At 49.1% G+C, this 23,099-nt stretch carries 23 protein-coding genes; 13 read left to right on the top strand and 10 right to left on the bottom strand.

Annotated elements, in window-relative coordinates; genetic code table 11:
* The 5 genes from tgt to yajD all read left to right on the top strand — a co-directional run bounded on the left by tgt (position 1) and on the right by yajD (position 4,816).
* The gene (gene tgt, locus ABZJ92_RS08155) at positions 1-1,128 is read left to right on the top strand and encodes a tRNA guanosine(34) transglycosylase Tgt (protein ID WP_000667315.1); all 1,128 of its coding nucleotides are present in this window, start codon (positions 1-3) and stop codon (positions 1,126-1,128) included.
* A gap of 22 nt (positions 1,129-1,150) precedes the next feature.
* Positions 1,151-1,483, top strand: a complete 333-nt coding sequence (gene yajC, locus ABZJ92_RS08150) for a preprotein translocase subunit YajC (protein ID WP_000007629.1) — start codon at positions 1,151-1,153, stop codon at positions 1,481-1,483.
* Positions 1,484-1,510: 27 nt separating this feature from the next.
* Entirely contained in the window at positions 1,511-3,358 is a 1,848-nt protein-coding gene (gene secD, locus ABZJ92_RS08145) for a protein translocase subunit SecD (protein WP_000934822.1), read from the top strand.
* Positions 3,359-3,368: 10 nt separating this feature from the next.
* On the top strand, positions 3,369-4,340 hold the full coding sequence (secF, locus tag ABZJ92_RS08140; RefSeq protein WP_000046642.1) for a protein translocase subunit SecF: 972 nt from the start codon (positions 3,369-3,371) through the stop codon (positions 4,338-4,340).
* A 128-nt stretch (positions 4,341-4,468) separates the two neighbouring features.
* A complete protein-coding gene (gene yajD / locus ABZJ92_RS08135; RefSeq protein WP_000974813.1) occupies positions 4,469-4,816 on the top strand; it encodes an HNH nuclease YajD in 348 nt (115 codons plus the stop codon).
* 176 nt (positions 4,817-4,992) lie between these two features.
* Here yajD and tsx read toward each other — a convergent pair whose 3' ends face one another.
* Positions 4,993-5,877, bottom strand: a complete 885-nt coding sequence (gene tsx, locus ABZJ92_RS08130) for a nucleoside-specific channel-forming protein Tsx (RefSeq protein WP_001295328.1) — start codon at positions 5,875-5,877, stop codon at positions 4,993-4,995.
* Positions 5,878-6,174: 297 nt separating this feature from the next.
* Positions 6,175-6,714, bottom strand: coding sequence for a SadB/YajI family lipoprotein (locus ABZJ92_RS08125; RefSeq protein ID WP_001382892.1), 540 nt, complete (start codon positions 6,712-6,714; stop codon positions 6,175-6,177).
* Between the two features lie 150 nt (positions 6,715-6,864).
* Here ABZJ92_RS08125 and nrdR point away from each other — a divergent pair, with 150 nt between their 5' ends.
* The 6 genes from nrdR to pgpA all read left to right on the top strand — a co-directional run bounded on the left by nrdR (position 6,865) and on the right by pgpA (position 10,970).
* Positions 6,865-7,314 carry a transcriptional regulator NrdR gene (gene nrdR, locus ABZJ92_RS08120; protein ID WP_000543539.1) on the top strand — a complete coding sequence of 150 codons (450 nt, stop codon included), beginning with the start codon at positions 6,865-6,867 and terminating at the stop codon, positions 7,312-7,314.
* A gap of 3 nt (positions 7,315-7,317) precedes the next feature.
* Positions 7,318-8,421 (top strand): bifunctional diaminohydroxyphosphoribosylaminopyrimidine deaminase/5-amino-6-(5-phosphoribosylamino)uracil reductase RibD, encoded by a 1,104-nt coding sequence (gene ribD / locus ABZJ92_RS08115; RefSeq protein ID WP_001150448.1) that lies wholly within the window; start codon positions 7,318-7,320, stop codon positions 8,419-8,421.
* 88 nt (positions 8,422-8,509) lie between these two features.
* A complete protein-coding gene (gene ribH, locus ABZJ92_RS08110) occupies positions 8,510-8,980 on the top strand; it encodes a 6,7-dimethyl-8-ribityllumazine synthase (RefSeq protein WP_001021161.1) in 471 nt (156 codons plus the stop codon).
* A 19-nt stretch (positions 8,981-8,999) separates the two neighbouring features.
* Positions 9,000-9,419 (top strand): transcription antitermination factor NusB, encoded by a 420-nt coding sequence (gene nusB, locus ABZJ92_RS08105; RefSeq protein ID WP_000801125.1) that lies wholly within the window; start codon positions 9,000-9,002, stop codon positions 9,417-9,419.
* A 77-nt stretch (positions 9,420-9,496) separates the two neighbouring features.
* Positions 9,497-10,474, top strand: a complete 978-nt coding sequence (gene thiL / locus ABZJ92_RS08100; RefSeq protein WP_000742108.1) for a thiamine-phosphate kinase — start codon at positions 9,497-9,499, stop codon at positions 10,472-10,474.
* The gene (pgpA, locus tag ABZJ92_RS08095; RefSeq protein WP_000154147.1) at positions 10,452-10,970 is read left to right on the top strand and encodes a phosphatidylglycerophosphatase A; all 519 of its coding nucleotides are present in this window, start codon (positions 10,452-10,454) and stop codon (positions 10,968-10,970) included. Before thiL ends, pgpA begins: the two co-directional genes overlap by 23 nt.
* Positions 10,971-11,080: 110 nt before the next feature.
* On the opposite strand, the gene yajO is transcribed toward pgpA, so the two are convergent.
* The 4 genes from yajO to xseB are packed head-to-tail and all read right to left on the bottom strand — an operon-like array spanning position 11,081 to position 15,081.
* The gene (yajO, locus tag ABZJ92_RS08090) at positions 11,081-11,998 is read right to left on the bottom strand and encodes a 1-deoxyxylulose-5-phosphate synthase YajO (protein ID WP_001199828.1); all 918 of its coding nucleotides are present in this window, start codon (positions 11,996-11,998) and stop codon (positions 11,081-11,083) included.
* Between the two features lie 54 nt (positions 11,999-12,052).
* Positions 12,053-13,915 carry a 1-deoxy-D-xylulose-5-phosphate synthase gene (gene dxs, locus ABZJ92_RS08085; protein WP_000006825.1) on the bottom strand — a complete coding sequence of 621 codons (1,863 nt, stop codon included), beginning with the start codon at positions 13,913-13,915 and terminating at the stop codon, positions 12,053-12,055.
* Between the two features lie 24 nt (positions 13,916-13,939).
* Positions 13,940-14,839 (bottom strand): (2E,6E)-farnesyl diphosphate synthase, encoded by a 900-nt coding sequence (gene ispA, locus ABZJ92_RS08080; RefSeq protein ID WP_000347234.1) that lies wholly within the window; start codon positions 14,837-14,839, stop codon positions 13,940-13,942.
* Positions 14,839-15,081, bottom strand: coding sequence for an exodeoxyribonuclease VII small subunit (gene xseB, locus ABZJ92_RS08075; protein WP_001124935.1), 243 nt, complete (start codon positions 15,079-15,081; stop codon positions 14,839-14,841). The genes ispA and xseB overlap by 1 nt, the downstream gene beginning before the upstream one ends.
* Positions 15,082-15,286: 205 nt before the next feature.
* Here xseB and thiI point away from each other — a divergent pair, with 205 nt between their 5' ends.
* A complete protein-coding gene (thiI, locus tag ABZJ92_RS08070) occupies positions 15,287-16,735 on the top strand; it encodes a tRNA uracil 4-sulfurtransferase ThiI (protein WP_000668704.1) in 1,449 nt (482 codons plus the stop codon).
* A 53-nt stretch (positions 16,736-16,788) separates the two neighbouring features.
* Here thiI and yajL read toward each other — a convergent pair whose 3' ends face one another.
* A complete protein-coding gene (gene yajL, locus ABZJ92_RS08065) occupies positions 16,789-17,379 on the bottom strand; it encodes a protein deglycase YajL (protein ID WP_001276336.1) in 591 nt (196 codons plus the stop codon).
* Positions 17,342-18,253, bottom strand: coding sequence for a 2-dehydropantoate 2-reductase (gene panE / locus ABZJ92_RS08060; RefSeq protein WP_000705865.1), 912 nt, complete (start codon positions 18,251-18,253; stop codon positions 17,342-17,344). Before panE ends, yajL begins: the two co-directional genes overlap by 38 nt.
* Before the next feature lie 167 nt (positions 18,254-18,420).
* Here panE and yajQ point away from each other — a divergent pair, with 167 nt between their 5' ends.
* Positions 18,421-18,912 carry a nucleotide binding protein YajQ gene (gene yajQ, locus ABZJ92_RS08055; protein WP_001138904.1) on the top strand — a complete coding sequence of 164 codons (492 nt, stop codon included), beginning with the start codon at positions 18,421-18,423 and terminating at the stop codon, positions 18,910-18,912.
* Between the two features lie 59 nt (positions 18,913-18,971).
* Here the strand turns inward: yajQ and ABZJ92_RS08050 are convergent, their stop codons facing one another.
* Positions 18,972-20,702 carry a tetratricopeptide repeat protein gene (locus ABZJ92_RS08050; protein WP_000645013.1) on the bottom strand — a complete coding sequence of 577 codons (1,731 nt, stop codon included), beginning with the start codon at positions 20,700-20,702 and terminating at the stop codon, positions 18,972-18,974.
* Between the two features lie 52 nt (positions 20,703-20,754).
* Positions 20,755-22,908 (bottom strand): SEL1-like repeat protein, encoded by a 2,154-nt coding sequence (locus ABZJ92_RS08045; protein ID WP_005060811.1) that lies wholly within the window; start codon positions 22,906-22,908, stop codon positions 20,755-20,757.
* Positions 22,909-23,099 lie beyond the last annotated feature (191 nt).

The raw sequence follows: 23,099 nt of genomic DNA, 5'->3' as shown, positions 1-23,099 counted from the left end.
ATGAAATTTGAACTGGACACCACCGACGGTCGCGCACGCCGTGGCCGCCTGGTCTTTGATCGTGGCGTAGTGGAAACGCCTTGTTTTATGCCTGTTGGCACCTACGGCACCGTAAAAGGGATGACGCCGGAAGAAGTTGAAGCCACTGGCGCGCAAATTATCCTCGGCAACACCTTCCACCTGTGGCTGCGCCCGGGCCAGGAAATCATGAAACTGCACGGCGATCTGCACGATTTTATGCAGTGGAAAGGACCGATTCTTACCGACTCCGGCGGCTTCCAGGTCTTCAGCCTTGGTGATATTCGTAAAATCACCGAACAGGGCGTTCACTTCCGTAACCCGATCAACGGCGACCCGATTTTCCTCGACCCGGAAAAGTCGATGGAGATTCAGTACGATCTTGGTTCGGATATCGTCATGATCTTTGATGAGTGTACGCCGTATCCTGCTGACTGGGATTACGCAAAACGCTCTATGGAGATGTCTCTGCGTTGGGCGAAGCGTAGCCGTGAGCGTTTTGACAGTCTTGGTAACAAAAATGCGTTATTTGGTATAATTCAGGGCAGTATTTACGAAGATTTACGTGATATATCTGTTAAAGGTCTGGTAGATATCGGCTTTGATGGCTACGCTGTCGGCGGTCTGGCTGTGGGTGAGCCGAAAGCAGATATGCACCGTATTCTGGAGCATGTGTGTCCGCAAATTCCGGCAGACAAACCGCGTTACCTGATGGGCGTTGGTAAACCGGAAGACCTGGTTGAAGGCGTACGTCGCGGTATCGATATGTTTGACTGCGTAATGCCAACCCGCAACGCCCGAAATGGTCATTTGTTCGTGACCGATGGCGTGGTGAAAATCCGCAATGCGAAATATAAGAGCGATACTGGCCCACTCGATCCTGAGTGTGATTGCTACACCTGTCGCAATTATTCACGCGCTTACTTGCATCATCTCGACCGTTGCAACGAAATATTAGGCGCGCGACTCAACACCATTCATAACCTTCGTTACTACCAGCGTTTGATGGCGGGTTTACGCAAGGCTATTGAAGAGGGTAAATTAGAGAGCTTCGTAACTGATTTTTACCAGCGTCAGGGGCGAGAAGTACCACCTTTGAACGTTGATTAATATTAATAATGAGGGAAATTTAATGAGCTTTTTTATTTCTGATGCGGTAGCGGCAACGGGTGCACCGGCGCAAGGTAGCCCGATGTCTTTGATTTTGATGCTGGTGGTATTCGGTCTGATTTTCTATTTCATGATCCTGCGTCCACAGCAGAAGCGCACCAAAGAACACAAAAAGCTGATGGACTCCATTGCCAAAGGTGATGAAGTTCTGACGAACGGTGGCCTGGTTGGTCGCGTAACCAAAGTAGCGGAAAACGGCTACATTGCTATCGCGCTGAATGACACCACTGAAGTAGTTATTAAACGTGACTTCGTAGCTGCCGTCCTGCCGAAAGGCACCATGAAGGCGCTGTAATTAAAATTTTTCCCTAAGGGAATTGCCGTGTTAAACCGTTATCCTTTGTGGAAGTACGTCATGCTGATCGTGGTGATTGTCATCGGTCTGCTGTATGCGCTTCCCAACCTGTTTGGTGAGGATCCGGCTGTTCAGATCACTGGTGCGCGCGGAGTCGCCGCCAGTGAGCAAACGCTGATCCAGGTCCAGAAAACGTTACAAGAAGAAAAAATAACTGCTAAGTCTGTGGCACTGGAAGAGGGCGCTATTCTTGCGCGCTTCGACTCCACTGACACCCAGTTGCGCGCTCGTGAAGCATTAATGGGCGTTATGGGTGACAAATACGTCGTGGCGCTTAACCTTGCCCCGGCAACGCCGCGCTGGCTGGCAGCTATTCATGCTGAGCCGATGAAGCTCGGCCTTGACCTGCGTGGCGGCGTTCACTTCCTGATGGAAGTGGATATGGACACCGCGCTTGGCAAACTCCAGGAACAAAATATCGATAGCCTACGCAGTGACCTGCGCGAAAAGGGCATCCCGTATACCACTGTTCGTAAAGAAAACAACTACGGCCTGAGCATCACTTTCCGCGATGCTAAAGCTCGTGATGAAGCCATTGCGTATCTGAGCAAGCGCCATCCGGACCTGGTGATTAGCAGCCAGGGCAGCAACCAGCTGCGTGCGGTAATGAGCGATGCTCGTCTGAGTGAAGCGCGTGAATATGCGGTGCAGCAGAACATTAATATCCTGCGTAACCGTGTAAACCAACTTGGCGTGGCGGAGCCGGTGGTTCAGCGTCAGGGTGCTGACCGTATCGTTGTTGAACTGCCCGGTATTCAGGACACTGCGCGTGCGAAAGAGATTCTGGGCGCGACGGCAACGCTGGAATTCCGTCTGGTAAACACCAATGTTGATCAGGCCGCTGCGGCATCCGGTCGCGTACCGGGCGACTCTGAAGTGAAACAGACCCGCGAAGGTCAGCCGGTTGTGCTGTACAAACGCGTAATTCTGACTGGTGACCATATCACCGACTCCACTTCCAGCCAGGACGAATACAACCAGCCGCAGGTTAACATCTCGCTCGATAGCGCTGGTGGCAACATTATGTCTAACTTCACCAAGGACAACATCGGCAAACCGATGGCAACCCTGTTTGTGGAGTACAAAGACAGCGGTAAGAAAGATGCAAATGGTCGTGCGGTTCTGGTGAAACAGGAAGAGGTGATTAACATCGCCAACATCCAGTCTCGTCTGGGTAACAGCTTCCGTATCACCGGCATCAACAACCCGAACGAAGCCCGTCAGCTGTCACTGCTGCTGCGTGCCGGTGCGTTGATCGCGCCGATTCAGATTGTTGAAGAACGTACAATTGGCCCGACCCTGGGTATGCAGAACATTGAGCAGGGGCTGGAGGCTTGCCTTGCCGGTCTGCTGGTTTCTATTCTGTTCATGATCATCTTCTATAAGAAGTTTGGTCTGATTGCGACCAGTGCTCTGATTGCCAACTTGATCTTGATCGTCGGTATTATGTCGCTGTTGCCAGGCGCAACACTGAGTATGCCAGGTATCGCGGGTATCGTCTTAACCCTTGCGGTAGCGGTCGATGCGAACGTACTGATCAACGAACGTATTAAAGAAGAGTTGAGCAACGGACGTACTGTTCAACAGGCAATTGATGAAGGTTATCGTGGCGCATTCAGTTCTATCTTCGATGCGAACATCACCACGCTGATTAAAGTCATCATCCTGTACGCAGTGGGTACCGGGGCAATTAAAGGGTTCGCGATTACTACCGGTATCGGTGTGGCGACGTCGATGTTTACCGCGATTGTCGGTACGCGTGCCATCGTAAACCTGCTATATGGCGGCAAGCGCGTCAAGAAGCTGTCAATCTGAGGAGTGCGATGTGGCACAGGAATATACTGTTGAACAACTAAACCACGGCCGTAAAGTCTATGACTTTATGCGCTGGGACTACTGGGCTTTCGGCATCTCTGGTCTGCTGTTAATCGCTGCTATCGTTATTATGGGCGTGCGCGGCTTTAACTGGGGGCTGGATTTCACCGGTGGTACGGTTATCGAAATTACGCTCGAAAAACCGGCTGAAATTGACGTAATGCGTGATGCATTGCAAAAAGCCGGTTTTGAAGAGCCAATGCTGCAAAACTTTGGTAGCAGCCACGACATCATGGTCCGTATGCCGCCTGCTGAAGGCGAAACCGGCGGTCAGGTGCTGGGCAGCCAAGTTCTGAAGGTGATTAACGAATCCACCAATCAGAATGCAGCAGTGAAGCGTATTGAGTTCGTCGGTCCGAGCGTGGGGGCTGACCTTGCGCAAACCGGTGCGATGGCGTTGATGGCAGCGCTGCTGTCTATCCTCGTGTACGTAGGTTTCCGCTTTGAGTGGCGACTGGCGGCAGGGGTGGTTATTGCGCTGACGCACGACGTTATCATTACGCTGGGTATTTTGTCGTTATTCCATATCGAGATTGACCTGACCATTGTGGCATCGTTGATGTCGGTTATCGGTTACTCGCTTAACGACAGTATCGTGGTATCGGACCGAATTCGTGAAAACTTCCGCAAGATCCGTCGCGGTACGCCTTACGAAATCTTTAACGTGTCCTTGACCCAGACGCTGCACCGTACCTTGATCACATCCGGTACTACCTTGATGGTTATCCTGATGCTGTATCTCTTCGGTGGTCCGGTACTGGAAGGCTTCTCGCTGACCATGCTTATCGGTGTTTCCATCGGCACTGCATCTTCCATCTACGTAGCATCTGCGTTGGCTCTGAAACTGGGTATGAAGCGCGAACACATGTTGCAGCAGAAAGTGGAAAAAGAAGGGGCGGATCAGCCGTCAATTCTGCCTTAATCAAGTTCCCGTTGATGTTGAAAATCCCGGTCAGAAGATCGGGATTTTTTTTGATGTATGGAGATTGCGAAAATCCCCGCATCTTGGGAAACTGCGCGTAACCCTACATTTCATCCAGGTAACTTTTCATGGCTATCATCCCAAAAAACTATGCACGGTTAGAAAGCGGCTATCGCGAAAAAGCATTAAAAATCTATCCGTGGGTCTGCGGTCGCTGTTCCCGCGAGTTTGTTTATTCTAACCTGCGTGAACTTACCGTTCACCACATTGATCACGACCATACCAATAACCCGGAAGATGGCAGTAACTGGGAATTGTTGTGTCTCTATTGCCACGATCATGAGCATTCGAAATATACCGAAGCGGATCAGTATGGTACGACCGTTATCGCAGGGGAAGATGCGCAGAAAGATGTCGGTGAAGCGAAGTACAACCCATTCGCTGACCTGAAAGCGATGATGAACAAGAAGAAGTGATTAAAACGTAAAATTGCCTGATGCGCTACGCTTATCAGGCCTACGTTATTTCAGCAATATATTGAATTTACGTGCTTTTGTGGGCCGGACAAAGCGTTTACGCCGCATCCGGCATGAACAAAGCACACGTTGTTAACAATCAGAAATGCCGGGAATAAATCCCGGCATTTTCATAATCAGAAGTTGTAACCTACTACCAGGTAACCACCCCAGCCGGTAGAGCGAACGTTGAAGTTGCCGTTGCCGAAGTTCAGTTCTGCATCGTCGTTCCACTGACCACCGTCGTGCCAGTAACGAGCTACGACAGAGTAGTGCCAGTGATCGTAGTTCAGAGCCAGAATATGGCTGGAAGCGATAGAGTTATTAGTACGGGTCTTAATACCGTTGATTGCGTTACCGCTGTCATCCCCTAAATCGGAACCCCAGTCGAAGTTGGTGAAGCCGATGTAGCTCAGCTGACCGCCCCACAGATCGGTAATCGGCACAAAGTATTTAATTTTGAAACGGTAACCGTCCCACTCGTTTTCGTTCGCTGCGCCATAGTTCTGCCACTGGTATTTCGCATAGACGTTCATGGACAGGCTCATCGGCAGGCCAGTGTCGATATCGGTACCCAGACCCATGTACCAGGTGCTCTGGCGACCATCTTTATTACGACCCATGTCGTAAATGTAGTTGTTCGCGAAGTACCACTCTTTGAACGGACCGAAGCTAAGGTCAGTATTGGTCAGCTTGTCGATGGAGAAACGTGGTTCGATTTCCATAAACAGCGGAGAACCGTGGTTCCAGATACCTTTAGCATCGGAGTTACCGCCGAAGAATACCGGCGCATCCGCATAACCATAGAAGTCGAACCAGTCTTTTTTAGCGAATGCTTCGTACTCAAGGTAGGTATCGTTGCGGATCTGCGGTCCGAAACGGGTGTGATAGCTTCCGACAACGTTAACGCTCTGGTGCCACCAGTCGGAAAGATACTGCGGTTTGTCGTTTTCAGCTGCGTTGACAGTAAAAGACGAAGAGAGCGCCAGTACCGCACCGGCTGCCAGTAATGTTTTTTTCATATGTATGCCACTGTTTGAAAATCCCTTGCGGGAGTGAAAAAGGCGCAAATTGCGTTTCTAAATATTTCGTATACAGAGGAGCCTATTATAAAAATCATTGCTCACAAAAATATGTTTCGTTTCACAGTTCTATCATTTACGTAATCGATTGCGTTCACGTTTACACACATTCGGGCGGGGATTGTACTGACTTTCGCCCTTGTTGCAAACTTTTACTATCAATCCAGGTGATGTAAGCAGAGTAACAAAATGACGGGGAAGATGTTGCGGGACGCACAAAATCGTCCCGAAATACGTTTACTGCATAACAGGTTGAATGTCGTGGATACGTACAAAGCCTAACTGATCCACAGAAATCCCCTTTAATTGTAACGGAATATCAACATCGCTGGGGGCGAGGACGCTGGCAGGGGCATTAATCAATTGATTCTGCACATTGATTTCCTGAAAGTTGTCTATTGTTCCCTGAATTTGCCCATATTCAACAGTTCCGCTGAATGCGGGCAAGGGATCATTCGACTCACCCTGAATACGTAGTGTAAGGGTGGTGCCATCTGTATCAGGCGTAATATTCACCAGCGACATACGTAAAGTACCGATCTGGCTTTCCAGTCTTGCCGGTGTTTTCGCTCCAGGCAGAAGGTAAACCCCACTGCTGGATTTTGCATTCAGCCTGTTTTGCTGAGTGATTTTGACTGTTTCTTGATTGAGTTGCGTCATCTCCTGGTTCAGCGTGCTGACGCTGTGTTTCATCTGTCGCACTTCACTTTGCTGCACACAGGCGCTAAGGCTGAACAGGCTTCCCAGCAGGAGCAGTCGAAAAACGTTAGTATTCATAGGTCGTCCCTTTCTCGTCGCAATTAGCCTAATGGTAGAGGGTAAAAGCAGCGAAAGCATCGATCCTTTATCTCAAAAGCGTTGCGCCTTTGTTGTATCGTCAGTTCAGGGTAAAATAGATTTCCGTTAACCACCTGGTCAGGACGCCGTATGCATTGCCCATTCTGTTTCGCCGTGGACACTAAGGTAATTGACTCTCGTCTCGTGGGCGAGGGTTCATCCGTACGCCGCCGTCGGCAGTGTCTGGTGTGTAATGAACGTTTCACCACCTTTGAAGTGGCGGAGCTGGTTATGCCGCGTGTTGTAAAAAGCAACGACGTGCGTGAACCGTTTAATGAAGAGAAATTGCGTAGCGGAATGCTGCGGGCGCTGGAAAAACGTCCGGTGAGTTCCGATTACGTTGAAATGGCAATCAATCATATTAAATCGCAGCTGCGCGCCACCGGTGAGCGCGAAGTACCGAGCAAGATGATTGGCAATCTGGTGATGGAGCAATTGAAAAAGCTCGATAAAGTCGCCTATATCCGTTTTGCCTCTGTCTACCGCAGTTTCGAAGATATCAAAGAATTTGGCGAAGAGATCGCGCGCCTGGAGGACTAAGCCGTGCAGGACGAGTATTACATGGCGCGGGCGCTAAAGCTGGCGCAACGAGGACGTTTTACCACCCACCCCAACCCGAATGTCGGGTGCGTCATTGTCAAAGATGGCGAAATTGTCGGTGAAGGTTACCACCAACGAGCGGGTGAACCACATGCCGAAGTACACGCGTTGCGTATGGCGGGTGAAAAAGCCAAAGGCGCAACGGCGTATGTGACACTCGAACCCTGTAGCCATCATGGCCGTACGCCACCGTGCTGTGACGCACTCATCGCCGCTGGCGTAGCGCGCGTGGTCGCAGCGATGCAAGATCCTAACCCGCAGGTCGCTGGGCGTGGACTTTACCGTCTGCAACAGGCTGGCATTGACGTCAGCCACGGGCTGATGATGAGTGAAGCCGAGCAATTGAATAAAGGCTTTCTCAAGCGGATGCGCACCGGCTTTCCTTATATTCAGTTAAAACTTGGCGCATCGCTTGATGGCCGCACGGCGATGGCGAGCGGCGAAAGCCAGTGGATCACTTCGCCTCAGGCGCGGCGCGACGTACAACGACAGCGCGCACAAAGTCATGCCATTTTAACCAGCAGCGCCACGGTGCTGGCGGATGATCCAGCCTTAACAGTGCGTTGGTCTGAACTGGATGAACAAACTCAGGCGCTCTACCCGCAACAAAATCTCCGCCAGCCAGTACGTATTGTGATTGATAGCCAAAATCGCGTGACGCCGGAACATCGCATTGTGCAGCAGCCCGGCGAAACCTGGTTCGCGCGTACGCAGGAAGATTCTCGTGAGTGGCCGGAAACGGTGCGTACCTTGCTGATTCCAGAGCATAAAGGTCATCTGGATCTGGTTGTACTGATGATGCAACTGGGTAAACAGCAGATTAACAGCATCTGGGTGGAAGCGGGGCCAACGCTCGCTGGCGTATTGCTACAGGCGGGTTTAGTCGATGAGCTGATTGTCTATATCGCACCTAAACTATTAGGCAGCGACGCCCGTGGATTATGCTCGCTGCCAGGGCTTGAGAAATTAGCCGACGCCCCCCAATTTAAATTCAAAGAGATACGTCATGTAGGCCCGGATGTTTGCCTGCATTTAGTGGGTGCATGATCTCCCGGCTCGAAAGGGAAGCAGCGCACGAAATATTATGCTAAAATCCGCCCCCCTGCGGGGCCATACTCGAACCCGAAGGAAGAAAATGAACATTATTGAAGCTAACGTTGCTACCCCGGACGCTCGCGTCGCCATCACCATCGCGCGTTTCAACAACTTTATCAATGACAGCCTGCTGGAAGGTGCAATTGACGCACTGAAACGTATCGGTCAGGTAAAAGATGAAAACATTACCGTTGTTTGGGTGCCTGGTGCCTATGAGCTGCCGCTGGCGGCGGGTGCACTGGCTAAAACCGGTAAATACGACGCGGTGATTGCGCTGGGTACGGTTATTCGTGGTGGCACTGCCCACTTTGAATATGTCGCTGGTGGTGCAAGCAACGGCCTGGCGCATGTTGCCCAGGACAGCGAAATTCCGGTTGCTTTTGGGGTTCTGACCACTGAAAGCATTGAACAAGCGATCGAACGTGCTGGCACCAAAGCTGGCAACAAAGGTGCAGAAGCTGCACTGACCGCGCTTGAAATGATTAATGTATTGAAAGCCATCAAGGCCTGAAATTAGTAAGGGGAAATCCGTGAAACCTGCTGCTCGTCGCCGCGCTCGTGAGTGTGCCGTCCAGGCGCTCTACTCCTGGCAGTTGTCCCAGAACGACATCGCTGATGTTGAATACCAGTTCCTGGCTGAACAGGATGTAAAAGACGTTGACGTCCTGTACTTCCGTGAGCTGCTGGCCGGGGTGGCGACTAACACCGCATACCTCGACGGACTGATGAAGCCCTACCTGTCCCGCCTGCTGGAAGAACTGGGCCAGGTAGAAAAAGCAGTACTGCGCATTGCGCTGTACGAACTGTCTAAACGTAGTGATGTGCCATACAAAGTGGCCATTAACGAAGCGATCGAACTGGCGAAATCGTTCGGCGCAGAAGACAGCCATAAGTTCGTCAACGGCGTACTCGATAAAGCAGCACCTGTGATTCGCCCTAACAAAAAGTAATATCCAGGCCGGTAGATTCACGGAAGACTGTTCCATGATCGCCGGCCTTTTCTTTTTTACCTGCTGAGGCATAACGTATGGCATGTGGCGAGTTCTCCCTGATTGCCCGTTATTTTGACCGTGTAAGAAGTTCTCGTCTTGATGTCGAACTGGGCATCGGCGACGATTGCGCTCTTCTCAATATCCCCGAGAAACAGACCCTGGCGATCAGCACTGATACGCTGGTGGCGGGCAACCATTTCCTCCCTGATATCGATCCTGCTGATCTGGCTTATAAAGCACTGGCGGTGAACCTAAGCGATCTGGCAGCGATGGGGGCCGATCCGGCCTGGCTGACGCTGGCATTAACCTTACCGGACGTAGACGAAGCGTGGCTTGAGTCCTTCAGCGACAGTTTGTTTGATCTTCTCAATTATTACGATATGCAACTCATTGGCGGCGATACCACGCGTGGGCCATTATCAATGACGTTGGGTATCCACGGCTTTGTTCCGATGGGACGAGCCTTAACGCGCTCTGGGGCGAAACCGGGTGACTGGATCTATGTGACCGGTACACCGGGCGATAGCGCCGCCGGGCTGGCGATTTTGCAAAACCGTTTGCAGGTTGCCGATGCTAAAGATGCTGACTACTTGATCAAACGTCATCTCCGTCCATCGCCGCGTATTTTACAGGGGCAGGCACTGCGCGATCTGGCAAATTCAGCTATCGATCTCTCTGACGGTCTGATTTCCGATCTCGGGCATATCGTGAAAGCCAGCGACTGCGGCGCACGTATTGACCTGGCATTGCTGCCGTTTTCTGATGCGCTTTCTCGCCATGTTGAACCGGAACAGGCGCTGCGCTGGGCGCTCTCTGGCGGTGAAGATTACGAGTTGTGTTTCACGGTGCCGGAACTGAACCGTGGCGCGCTGGATGTTGCTCTCGGACACCTTGGCGTACCGTTTACCTGTATCGGGCAAATGACCGCCGATATCGAAGGGCTTTGTTTTATTCGTGACGGCGAACCTGTCACGTTTGACTGGAAAGGATATGACCATTTTGTCACGCCATAAAGATGTCGCGAAAAGTCGCCTGAAGATGAGTAATCCGTGGCATCTGCTTGCTGTCGGATTCGGAAGTGGATTAAGCCCAATCGTTCCTGGCTCGATGGGATCGCTGGCGGCGATCCCTTTCTGGTATCTGATGACCTTTTTACCCTGGCAGCTCTACTCGCTGGTGGTGATGTTGGGGATCTGTATCGGCGTCTATCTTTGTCATCAAACGGCGAAAGATATGGGCGTGCACGATCACGGCAGCATTGTCTGGGACGAATTTATTGGTATGTGGATCACGCTCATGGCGCTGCCGACCAATGACTGGCAGTGGGTTGCCGCCGGGTTTGTGATTTTCCGTATTCTGGATATGTGGAAGCCGTGGCCGATCCGCTGGTTTGATCGCAATGTACATGGCGGCATGGGGATCATGATCGACGATATTGTCGCCGGGGTGATTTCCGCAGGCATCCTGTACTTTATCGGTCATCACTGGCCGCTGGGTATTCTGTCGTAGTTGTGCACCGATGCCTGATGTGACGCTTGTCACGTCTCATCAGGCCTGGACTCTTATTTAAATCCTACGACCGCATGCGGTTTATACGGCGTTTCCAGCTCGGCAATCTGTTATGGCTTCAAAGTGATATCCACCGCGTTCAGCAGCTCATCAAGCTGTTCTTCCCGCGAAGTTCCGATAATCGGTGCGGCAATGCCCGGTTTACTTAACAACCAGGCCAGCGCAACTTGTGCTCGTGTTGCACCGAGTTCTTCACTGACGCCCGTTAACCGCTCTGCGATCTGCGCGTCATTTTCATCGCTTTCTTTATAGAGATTTTTCCCCACCTCATCAGACACCAGTCGTGCGGTAGTTTCTCCCCATGGACGCGTCAGTCGCCCCCGCGCCAGCGGGCTCCACGGAATCACCGCCACGCCCTCCTGATAACACAGAGGCAGCATCTCGCGCTCTTCTTCGCGATAAATCAGATTATAGTGATCCTGCATACTGACAAACTGCGCCCAGCAGTGCTGTTTTTGTAGTTCCAGCGCCTGAGCAAACTGCGAAGCGTGCATGGATGACGCGCCGATATAACGCGCTTTCCCGGCTTTTACCACGTCGTTCAGGGCTTCCAGCGTCTCTTCGATCGGCGTGTTGTAATCCCAGCGATGAATTTGCAGGATATCGACATAATCCATGCCGAGACGTCGCAGGCTGTCGTTGATAGAGCGCAAAATTTGTGCACGGGATAATCCTTCCGGTAAATCACCAACGCGATGGAACACTTTGGTGGCAACGACTACGTCTTCACGACGGGCGAAATCCCGCAGTGCGCGACCAACGATCTCTTCGCTGCTACCATCGGAATAGCTATTGGCGGTATCAAAGAAATTTATGCCACCTTCCAGCGCGCGTTTAATTATGGGACGGCTGCTCTCTTCCGGCAGTGTCCATGCGTGATTACCGCGATCTGGCTCGCCAAAGGTCATACAGCCGAGGCAAAGTCGGGAAACGCGAAGGTCGGTTTTTCCTAAGGGGTTGTATTGCATGCTGCCACTCCTGCCATGAATAATTTCTTAAGCATAGCAGGAGTGGAGTAGGGATTATGCCAGCCAGGCCTTGATTTTGGCTTCCATACCGGCGGCATCGAGGCCGAGTTCGGCGCGCATTTCTTCCTGAGTTCCTTGCGGAATAAAGAAGTCCGGCAGGCCAATGTTCAGCACGGGTACTGGTTTACGATGGGCCATCAGCACTTCGTTCACTCCGCTACCTGCGCCGCCCATAATGGCGTTTTCTTCTACGGTGACCAGCGCTTCATGGCTGGCGGCCATTTCCAGAATTAACGCTTCATCAAGTGGTTTCACAAAACGCATATCGACCAGCGTAGCGTTCAGCGATTCGGCGACTTTGGCCGTTTCTGGCATCAGCGTACCAAAGTTAAGGATCACCAGTTTCTCGCCACGACGCTTCACAATGCCTTTGCCAATTGGTAGTTTTTCCAGCGGCGTCAGTTCCACGCCAACCGCGTTGCCGCGCGGGTAGCGCACCGCGGACGGGCCATCGTTATAGTGATAGCCGGTATAGAGCATCTGGCGACATTCGTTTTCATCGCTCGGGGTCATAATGACCATTTCTGGTATGCAGCGCAGGTAAGAGAGATCAAAAGCGCCCTGGTGAGTTTGACCGTCAGCACCAACAATGCCCGCGCGGTCAATGGCGAACAGGACCGGTAGCTTTTGAATTGCCACGTCATGCAGCACCTGATCATAGGCGCGTTGCAGGAAGGTGGAGTAGATCGCGACAATGGGTTTGTATCCACCAATCGCCAGACCGGCGGCAAAGGTCACTGCGTGTTGCTCGGCAATAGCCACGTCGAAGTAACGATCCGGGAATTTACGTGAAAACTCGACCATGCCGGAACCTTCACGCATCGCCGGAGTAATCGCCATCAGCTTGTTGTCTTTCGCTGCCGTTTCGCACAACCAGTCGCCAAAGATTTTTGAATAGCTCGGCAAACCGCCGCTACTTTTCGGCAAACAACCGCTGGAGGGATCAAATTTAGGCACGGCGTGGAAAGTGATCGGGTCTTTTTCTGCCGGTTCATAACCACGACCTTTTTTGGTCATGATATGCAGGAACTGCGGGCCTTTCAGGTCGCGCATGTTCTTTAGCGTGGTGATAAGCCCCAGCACATCGTGACCGTCCACCGGGCCGATGTAGTTAAATCCCAGCTCTTCAAACAACGTGCCAGGCACCACCATGCCTTTAATATGTTCTTCGGTACGTTTGAGCAGCTCTTTAATGGGCGGCACGCCAGAGAAAACTTTTTTCCCGCCTTCGCGCAGTGAAGAGTAAAGCTTACCGGAAAGCAGCTGAGCCAGATGGTTGTTAAGCGCGCCAACATTTTCGGAAATCGACATTTCATTGTCGTTGAGGACCACCAGCATATCAGGACGAATATCGCCCGCGTGATTCATCGCTTCAAACGCCATGCCAGCGGTAATCGCGCCGTCGCCAATCACACAGACGGTGCGGCGATTTTTGCCTTCTTTCTCGGCAGCAACCGCAATACCAATTCCGGCACTGATGGAGGTTGATGAATGCCCGACGCTTAATACGTCATATTCGCTTTCGCCGCGCCACGGGAACGGGTGCAGACCGCCTTTCTGACGGATGGTGCCGATTTTGTCGCGGCGTCCGGTCAAAATTTTATGCGGATAAGCCTGATGTCCCACATCCCAAATCAATTGGTCAAATGGGGTGTTGTAGACATAGTGCAGCGCCACGGTCAGTTCGACCGTGCCCAGCCCGGAGGCGAAGTGCCCGCTGGAACGGCTCACGCTGTCGAGTAAATAGCGGCGCAGTTCGTCGCAGAGTTTCGGTAAACTCTCTTTCGGCAACAGTCGTAACTCCTGGGTGGAGTCGACCAGTGCCAGGGTCGGGTATTTGGCAATATCAAAACTCATCAGGGGCCTATTAATACTTATTGTTTATTTATTACGCTGGATGATGTAGTCCGCTAGCGCTTCCAGTGCCGAGGTATCGAGTGACTGTTCAGCCAGTTGTTTCAGCGCCTGACGGGCATCGTCGATCAGATCCCGGGCTTTCTTCCGGGCTTGCTCAAGACCCAGAAGTGCAGGGTAGGTACTTTTACCAAGTTGCTGGTCGGCACCCTGGCGTTTTCCCAACGTTGCAGTATCTCCTACCACATCCAGGATGTCATCCTGAACCTGGAAGGCAAGGCCGATGCTCTCTGCGTACTTGTCGAGTACTGGCAGAGCACGACGCCCTTTATCTCCGGCGCTTAATGCACCAAGGCGAACGGCGGCGCGAATCAATGCGCCGGTTTTATGACGATGAATACGCTCAAGCGCGTCCAGAGGTACGTGTTTGCCTTCCGCGTCTAAATCTAATGCCTGACCACCGCACATTCCGGCAATACCGCTGGCGCTCGCCAGTTCAGAAATCATCGAAATTCTGTCGCGATCCGACACTTCCGGCATATTGGCATCGCTTAGAATCGAGAACGCCAGCGTTTGTAAAGCGTCGCCAGCGAGAATCGCGTTTGCTTCGCCAAACTTCACATGGCAGGTCGGCAAACCGCGACGCAGATCGTCATCATCCATCGCCGGTAAATCATCATGAATTAATGAGTAAGCGTGGATACACTCTACGGCAGCAGCGGGTGCGTCCAGCGTGTTTGTGCTAACGCCAAACATATGACCGGTGGCATAAACCAGGAAAGGTCGCAGGCGCTTACCACCTAATAATGCGCCATACTGCATGGTTTCGACCACGGGAGTGTTCTGAAAGGGCAGTGGGGCGATAAAACGGCTCAGCGCCTGGTTGGCCTGCTTAACGCAGGCTTCGAGTTGCTGCGGAAAGTCCATTACTCATTGTCCGGTGTAAAAGGGGTTAGAGAGGCGTCTTCATTGTCAGACAGCAGAATTTGTACGCGCTGTTCGGCTTGTTGTAATTTGGCCTGCCCCTGACGTGCCAGCTGCACGCCGCGTTCGAACTCGTTCAGCGCCTCTTCCAGCGGCAGGTCGCCACTTTCCAGACGGGTTACAATCTGTTCCAGCTCGCTCAGCGCCTTTTCAAAGCTGGCGGGCGCCTCATTTTTCTTCGGCATAATGAATGTCTGACTCTCAATATTTTTCGCCCCGTCATGGTAACGGACTCAGGGCAAATAGCAAATAACGCGCAATGGTAAGGTGATGTGCGCAGCAAAGCGATGTTAGTGGTATACTTCCGCGCCTGGATGCAGCCGCAGGTGTGGGCTGCTGTATTTTTCCCTATACAAGTCGCTTAAGGCTTGCCAACGAACCATTGCCGCCATGAAGTTTATCATTAAATTGTTCCCGGAAATCACCATCAAAAGCCAATCTGTGCGCTTGCGCTTTATAAAAATCCTTACCGGGAACATTCGTAACGTTTTAAAGCACTATGATGAGACGCTCGCTGTCGTCCGCCACTGGGATAACATCGAAGTTCGCGCGAAAGATGAAAACCAGCGTCTGACTATTCGCGACGCCCTGACCCGTATTCCGGGTATCCACCATATTCTCGAAGTCGAAGACGTGCCGTTTACCGACATGCACGATATTTTTGAGAAAGCGTTGGTTCAGTATCGCGATCAGCTGGAAGGCAAAACCTTCTGCGTACGCGTGAAGCGCCGTGGCAAACATGATTTTAGCTCGATTGATGTGGAACGTTACGTCGGCGGCGGTTTAAATCAGCATATTGAATCCGCGCGCGTGAAGCTGACTAACCCGGATGTAACTGTTCATCTGGAAGTGGAAGACGATCGCCTCCTGCTGATTAAAGGTCGCTACGAAGGTATTGGTGGTTTCCCGATTGGCACCCAGGAAGATGTGCTGTCGCTCATTTCCGGTGGTTTCGACTCCGGTGTTTCCAGTTATATGTTGATGCGTCGCGGCTGCCGCGTGCATTACTGCTTCTTTAACCTCGGCGGCGCAGCGCATGAAATTGGCGTGCGTCAGGTGGCGCATTATCTGTGGAACCGCTTTGGCAGCTCCCACCGCGTGCGTTTTGTCGCCATTAATTTCGAACCGGTTGTCGGGGAAATTCTCGAGAAAATCGACGACGGTCAGATGGGCGTTATCCTCAAACGTATGATGGTGCGTGCCGCATCTAAAGTGGCTGAACGTTACGGCGTACAGGCGCTGGTCACCGGCGAAGCGCTCGGCCAGGTGTCCAGTCAGACGCTGACCAACCTGCGCCTGATTGATAACGTCTCTGACACGCTGATCCTGCGTCCGCTGATTTCTTACGACAAAGAGCACATCATCAACCTGGCTCGCCAGATTGGCACCGAAGACTTTGCTCGCACGATGCCGGAATATTGTGGCGTGATCTCCAAAAGCCCGACGGTGAAAGCGGTTAAATCGAAGATTGAAGCGGAAGAAGAGAAGTTCGACTTCAGTATTCTCGATAAAGTGGTTGAGGAAGCGAATAACGTTGATATCCGCGAAATCGCCCAGCAGACCGAGCAGGAAGTGGTGGAAGTGGAAACCGTCAACGGCTTCGGCCCGAACGACGTGATTCTCGATATCCGTTCTGTCGATGAACAGGAAGATAAGCCACTGAAAGTCGAAGGGATTGATGTGGTTTCTCTGCCGTTCTATAAACTGAGCACCAAATTTGGCGATCTCGACCAGAACAAAACCTGGCTGCTGTGGTGTGAGCGCGGGGTGATGAGCCGTCTGCAGGCGCTCTATCTGCGCGAGCAAGGCTTTAACAATGTGAAGGTATATCGCCCGTAATTTGTAGTTTTTACGTCGCATCTGGTCAGATGCGACGTTTGCCGCATCCGACACTACTCGTAATAATTATAAATCCCTGCCGCCATCACCAGTTGTGATGCCACTTCATGGGCTTTCTCGCGCCCAACCAGCAGGTCGATAATTTTCAGACCAAAGTCGATAGCTGTACCCGGCCCCTGGCTGGTCAGCAATTTTACCCGTGCATCCCAGACGACGCGCTTGTCCTGCCATTGTTCAGCGGGAATTTTGTCTTTCAGCGTCGGGAAGCCGGTCATATTGCCAATCGGAAAGATATCGTGCGGCACCAGCACGGTGGCTGGCGCGGCGCAAATAGCCGCGACGATACGCCCGGAACGGTGGAACTGTTTAACGGTTTCAACCAGCAGAGTGCTATCGCGAAAACACTCCGTGCCTTTAATGCCACCAGGCAGCACGATCACGTCATATTCGCCATCAGCCACTTCGACCAGCGGCGCATCCGCCAGCAGCTTCACGCCGCGCGAGCAGGTAATTGCCAGGTTGCCATCGCTGTCGACGCTGGCAGTGGTGACTTTGATACCGCCGCGAACCAAGAGGTTGATCGTGGTGACGGCTTCAGTCTCTTCACTACCAGGGGCGAGGCAAACCAGTGCCGATGCGCTCATATTCACTCTCCTTTCTTTTTACCATTTCAAACAGGCGGGTGTTTTCCGGTACGGCAATCCCATGCGCGCGGGCGCGGCGTAAGAGAAAACCATTGATATAGTCGATTTCGGTGTGGCGCAGCGCGCGGATATCCTGCAACATCGACGAGATATTTTCTGCTGTGGCATCAATCACCTGCATCACGTAATCACGCAAATCTTCCGCTGAAGTATGATGCCCTTCGCGTTCGATCACTGCCGCGACTTCTTCGCATATTTGCATAATTTCTTGCGGATGATGACGTAATTCACCGTTCGGGCAATTCCAGATGGCAGTCAGTGGATTAATCACGCAGTTGACGGCCAGCTTGCGCCACAGCTCGGCGCGAATATTGTTATGCCAGGCAACGTCAGGCAACACGGTTTGCAAAATATCCGCCAGATAACTGTAATCGCCATCCTGTTGCCGTGCCGGACCGATATGCGTGATTCCGTTTGCCACATGAATAATGACATTGCCGTCGCGGCGGGCGGCATGGGTGGTGGTGCCCATCAGTAATGGCTGCTGAATGTTTTGCAATTCTTCGATGGTGCCCATGCCGTTGTGAATTAACAGTATTGGCGTAGTTACAGGCAGTGTGGATGCGAGGCTTTTGACGGCATCGGAAACCTGCCATGCTTTCAGCGTCACCAGGAGCAGATCGCTGGTGGCGAGAAAATCGGGATCGTTGGCGGTCAGCGATTCGTTAAATATCGAACCATCTGTCTCAACCAGATTCACACTACAATAAGGTTGCGGTACACGCAGCCAGCCCTGAACTTCATGACCCTGTTTACAAAGTGCTGTAAGCCATAATTGCCCTAAGGCACCGCATCCCAATACGGTAATTTTCATTGTTCCTCCTCACCCGCAACCACTCCGGGTGTTCAATAAGGCTATCCCTTAATTGTGCATGCTGTTGCGACTATGCACAATTAAGGGATACGTCCTGGTGCAGGACTGTTGGTTATTTAACTTTGCAGGTATTATGCTTCGCATCAAAAATGAAGGGAGAGGAAAAGATGCCATCTTTCGATATTGTCTCTGAAGTTGATCTTCAGGAAGCACGTAACGCGGTCGATAACGCGAGTCGCGAAGTGGAGTCCCGTTTTGACTTCCGTAACGTTGAAGCCTCATTTGAGCTGAACGACGCCAGCAAAACCATCAAAGTGTTGAGCGAGTCCGACTTCCAGGTCAATCAGTTGCTGGATATTCTGCGTGCCAAGCTGCTGAAGCGCGGCATTGAAGGCAGTTCACTGGATGTACCGGAAAATATCGTTCATAGCGGTAAAACCTGGTTTGTGGAAGCGAAACTGAAACAGGGCATTGAGAGCGCCACTCAGAAAAAAATCGTCAAGATGATCAAAGACAGCAAACTGAAAGTGCAGGCGCAAATTCAGGGCGATGAGATCCGCGTGACTGGCAAATCTCGTGATGATTTGCAGGCTGTCATGGCGATGGTGCGCGGTGGCGATCTCGGTCAGCCGTTCCAGTTCAAAAACTTCCGCGATTAACTTTCTGGATATAGCTACTGATTGTCAGGGCCACCGTGGTGGCCCTTTTGACCATGCATTTATTGAGTTGCAGAGGCGCTTCCTGATGCCCGGTCATAAAGCGACTGAATTAAAACCTGTTGCTCTGGCTCAGGTTTAATTTCCAACTTATGGTAGATTTTGCCAATCTGATAAAGTTGCTCATTACCCACGCTATCTATTTTTGTTATTGCTGGTTGTGTTGTTAATTTATTAAGCGTAAAGGTAATGTGTGCCATGCATTCTGCATTTTTTTGCATACAAATATTCTCCAACAATATCAGATTATGCATACCCAACATTTCCTCTTTTATCAATAATTCCCTGGCATTGTTCCATTCTTTGGCATTTATAAAATATTGAATCATATGATCTGTATTGAAGGCAGGGACATGCTGATGGAACACTCGGTTTGCGCTGGCAGTATCATTACCAAAACTATATAATTCGGCAAGTGATGAAAATAGTCCTCTCATTTCACTTTCAGAATGTGATTTTTGCTCTTTTATATAAAATTCTTCAGCGAAAGATGCGAGATGTTGAGCATATTTGGTTAGACCCACTTCACTAAATTTTTCACCAGTATTACTTATTATTATATCCCAGTCTTCTAATGGTTGATTACTGATCTCTTTAAGAAGAGTCGTGAAATATTTGTCCATTAGCTCATTGTCATGATGACGATACAGGATTTTTAATGCGCTGACTTTGTCTTCATAACAATACTGACTATTATAACAAGCGTATTCTGGTGCTGTCATCAGAAACGCCAGACGTTTTCTCATCAATTCCACCTCATTTAATGAATTTAATAAATTAATGAGGCTTAATTCACTTCTTGTTGATGGGGAAAAGGCAAAAATTTTATCGATAAATACTATGTAATTTGAAAGGCTGTTTTGATAGTCTTGCTGCATATCATTATTTCTATAAAACAATAAAATTCCTTCCAGAGTACTTAAGTAATTCGATTGAGATTCGGTAATGGCTTTGTGTAGACGTTGAGATAAAACCACCGCTTTTTCTTTGTTGCCATTGGCGGCGTAGATATTCATGAGTTTCAAATACTCATCACTATAATGGGATTCACGACTGCTATCTACAGCAATAGCTTTATCAAACATATTCAGCGCCTTATCGGCATAATGAATGGCGTTTTTTATATCGCCTTTTGTTTGATAACCCTCCGCAACTGTAAGTAACATGGTGACTTGCTGATAGGGTATAACAACATTATCTCCATATACAGAATTATAAATACTTATTGCCTTATCAGGAACGATCTGATATGCGACTAACACAGTCGGTAAATAATAATTCAGGGCATTCTCATCGAGGCTGAGAAGCTGCATAGCCTTTTCGGGTTGTTTGCTTTTTATCCAGCTATTGATATAGCTCTCAAAGGATGTAAGAGTAGCCGGTTTATTTAACCCAATTTTTGATAAAAAAGTTAAGGCTGTCTCTGGTGCTTCTTCTTCAGCGACTCTGGAGGCAGTTAAATCCAGATAATATTTAGCGTTTTTCGATTCTGTCTCAAGTTTGCTCAGTAAATTGTAAGCACGTTCAGGGTAGCCAGATACTAATAATTCATATTGCAAATTAAACCATTCAGCCTGCGATCTGAAGGTGGTATTTTCTTCCAGAGGTAAAGCAGAGTTTAGTTTTTTCTCGACGACAGAATAAACATCCGGCTGAGTGGGTTCGCTGGATAAAACCTGATGAGAATAAAAAACAGATAAAATCATTAATAACAAAGTGGATTTCGCTTTCATCGCAAACTATATCCTTTTCTGTTTGATGAACCTTACGTGGTCCCTGAGCGCTTTATTTTGTTTGATGTTCAAGTTCATTTAATGCTTTAAGCGCAGGTTCTATTCCACCTTCTGCCGCATTAGATAGATGAAACCTGGCTTTTTCCATATTTCTCTCAACGCCGTCACCATTCTGATACATCCTTCCCAGATAGAAATGTGCGGCAAAATTACCTTGTGCAGCTGCTTTTTTGAACCAGACACCAGCATCAGGAAGATTCTGTGGTAGTTCTTTTCCGATGAGATATAAATAGCCAATTTCCGCCTGGGCATTACTACTGCCCAGTGTTGCAGCTTGTTGCAGATATGCTAGGTATTTTTCATTGTTTGCAGGTATACCATTGCCTTTGTAGGCTGTAGCTAAAAAGTATATCGCATCAGTGTTTTTTTGCTCTGCAGATTTGGTTAACCATTTAATCCCTTCATCTATATTTGCACAGATGAATTCGTATTTCCCTAATGCAAATTGAGCACTGGAATCGCCTGTTGTTGCATTATCTTTTATTTGTGTTGGATTGTCTAAAGACGATAATTTCTGATCATTTTGATAGCATGTAATATATTTTATTCCGTTTTGATCATAAGTTTCCTCCGTACCATGTCTTTTATTATTAACATATTGCGTGGAGGTTAATAGTTTACCTGTGCGATCGTTAAACTCTTTTTCCACTCCCTGTCTGATACCATTGACGTACAGGGTTTCTTTGGTTAGTTTACCTGTGTTTTTGCTCCAGTTACGATATGCCCCATTCTCTACGCCATTTTTGTATTCGATTGAATAGGTTAATTTACCATACTTATTCCATGATTTGGCAATGCCGTCGGTTTTTCCATTCTTATAAGGGTACAAACTTTCAGGGATGCCATTTTCGTACCACTCTTCACTGTTACCATCGAGTATGTCATGTTTATAGTTTTGTGATTTTGCAAGATTACCATTTTTATACCATTGCTTAACCAGACCATTTAATTGGCCTTGCTCATCAAAATGTTTCTCCTCTTCTTTCTGCCCATTTTCATACCAGGTTTGAACAGAAATTTGTTTTCCGTCTTTATAGACGGATTTAGACAGTAACTTACCCTCTTCACTATAACGTTCGTTAGCTCCATCATACTGACCACGGGAATTTCTATTGTGTATAGAGCTTATTTTTCCGGATTGGTAGTAACTGGTATCGTTTCCAATCAACACACTTTGCTGATAGAAATTTTCCTGCATGAGTTTGCCATCAGGATAATATTCATATGCAGGACCATCGAGTTTACTATTCAGATAGCTATGTTGCTGTTTGATTTTCCCATCTTCATAAAAATGAGGGCATTCACCATCTTTAATTTTGTCGTTATTAAAATGACGTTTACTTTCAATGGCCCCATTTTCATAATATGTAATAAACTCACCGTTGATAAGACCATTAGAAAAACTTAGAGATTCATAGACGTTACCATTGCTATTGTAATAACTTTCGTATTTTCCATCTCTTTCTCCTTTTGGATTATAGTTAGCAATGTTTTTTATCTTTCCACTTTCAAACCAGGATTTAAATGAAGAAATAAATTTAGAATCGGAGAGGTTATCTGTGTCTGTATATCCTTCAAATGCAATCTGTTTAGTTGAAGACTGATTATCAGTTGATGAGATATACCATCCGGTGACTTTCCATTGTTTTTTCTCCTCGTCATAGGGTAAAGGAGATTGAATAAAATAAATTGCCAGACGTTTAGCAGTTGGTTTTAAAGTTTCATCGAGCCATACAGTAGACATTTTCTTTGTATATTCAGCACCACATAATTCTGTTGTACATACTTTTATGTCTGTCAGCATGGGAGTGCCATTACCGTCACACTGATTGATGGTCATAAAGAAATAGCGATCATCAAGAAAAGGAGTTTCTAATTTTTTTAATTTGTCGGCATAGGCTTTGTCAGTAATATCCATTGATTCTGGTCGAGCAGAAATTGAATTTGTTTCGCAAGGATTACTGGTTTTGAAATAAAAACGATCGGCAAGAACGAGTTTCATATCATGAGATAATGCTGTTTTATTTAGCTCAACATGATCGATTTGTGCAATGAAAGTTATAGTGCTTGCGGGAGGGGATTCGCTTTTTGCATATGAACTGGCGCTATACAGTAGAATGATAATAGTAAATAATGATTTGTACATGATGTATTTTCCATGTGAATAATTTATCCCTGATATTTCATAAAAAGTATAGTTTACTTCTAATGTAATCGTCCAGTTATATGGAATTAAGCGAAGGTAATGCTGCCAACTTATTGATTTAGTGTATGATGGTGATTTTAAGGTGCTTGCGTGGCTTCCATTTCCATCAGATGTCCTTCCTGCTCCGCTAC

This window comes from Shigella sp. FJ200513, assembly GCF_040495915.1.
Classification (GTDB): domain Bacteria; phylum Pseudomonadota; class Gammaproteobacteria; order Enterobacterales; family Enterobacteriaceae; genus ECMA0423.
Note: the sequence above shows the minus strand (reverse complement) of the source record. Positions and strands in the feature narration are given on the sequence as shown.

What these genes read in the sequence shown, in the direction of transcription:
- ABZJ92_RS08045 (WP_005060811.1), bottom strand. Translation starts at nt 22,908, where the DNA reads ATGTACAAATCATTATTTACTATTATCATTCTACTGTATAGCGCCAGT.
- yajQ (WP_001138904.1), top strand. Translation starts at nt 18,421, where the DNA reads ATGCCATCTTTCGATATTGTCTCTGAAGTTGATCTTCAGGAAGCACGT.
- yajC (WP_000007629.1), top strand. Translation starts at nt 1,151, where the DNA reads ATGAGCTTTTTTATTTCTGATGCGGTAGCGGCAACGGGTGCACCGGCG.
- tgt (WP_000667315.1), top strand. Translation starts at nt 1, where the DNA reads ATGAAATTTGAACTGGACACCACCGACGGTCGCGCACGCCGTGGCCGC.
- tsx (WP_001295328.1), bottom strand. Translation starts at nt 5,877, where the DNA reads ATGAAAAAAACATTACTGGCAGCCGGTGCGGTACTGGCGCTCTCTTCG.
- thiL (WP_000742108.1), top strand. Translation starts at nt 9,497, where the DNA reads ATGGCATGTGGCGAGTTCTCCCTGATTGCCCGTTATTTTGACCGTGTA.
- yajO (WP_001199828.1), bottom strand. Translation starts at nt 11,998, where the DNA reads ATGCAATACAACCCCTTAGGAAAAACCGACCTTCGCGTTTCCCGACTT.
- dxs (WP_000006825.1), bottom strand. Translation starts at nt 13,915, where the DNA reads ATGAGTTTTGATATTGCCAAATACCCGACCCTGGCACTGGTCGACTCC.
- nrdR (WP_000543539.1), top strand. Translation starts at nt 6,865, where the DNA reads ATGCATTGCCCATTCTGTTTCGCCGTGGACACTAAGGTAATTGACTCT.
- ABZJ92_RS08050 (WP_000645013.1), bottom strand. Translation starts at nt 20,702, where the DNA reads ATGAAAGCGAAATCCACTTTGTTATTAATGATTTTATCTGTTTTTTAT.
- ispA (WP_000347234.1), bottom strand. Translation starts at nt 14,839, where the DNA reads ATGGACTTTCCGCAGCAACTCGAAGCCTGCGTTAAGCAGGCCAACCAG.
- yajL (WP_001276336.1), bottom strand. Translation starts at nt 17,379, where the DNA reads ATGAGCGCATCGGCACTGGTTTGCCTCGCCCCTGGTAGTGAAGAGACT.
- ABZJ92_RS08125 (WP_001382892.1), bottom strand. Translation starts at nt 6,714, where the DNA reads ATGAATACTAACGTTTTTCGACTGCTCCTGCTGGGAAGCCTGTTCAGC.
- xseB (WP_001124935.1), bottom strand. Translation starts at nt 15,081, where the DNA reads ATGCCGAAGAAAAATGAGGCGCCCGCCAGCTTTGAAAAGGCGCTGAGC.
- panE (WP_000705865.1), bottom strand. Translation starts at nt 18,253, where the DNA reads ATGAAAATTACCGTATTGGGATGCGGTGCCTTAGGGCAATTATGGCTT.
- thiI (WP_000668704.1), top strand. Translation starts at nt 15,287, where the DNA reads ATGAAGTTTATCATTAAATTGTTCCCGGAAATCACCATCAAAAGCCAA.
- ribH (WP_001021161.1), top strand. Translation starts at nt 8,510, where the DNA reads ATGAACATTATTGAAGCTAACGTTGCTACCCCGGACGCTCGCGTCGCC.
- pgpA (WP_000154147.1), top strand. Translation starts at nt 10,452, where the DNA reads ATGACCATTTTGTCACGCCATAAAGATGTCGCGAAAAGTCGCCTGAAG.
- yajD (WP_000974813.1), top strand. Translation starts at nt 4,469, where the DNA reads ATGGCTATCATCCCAAAAAACTATGCACGGTTAGAAAGCGGCTATCGC.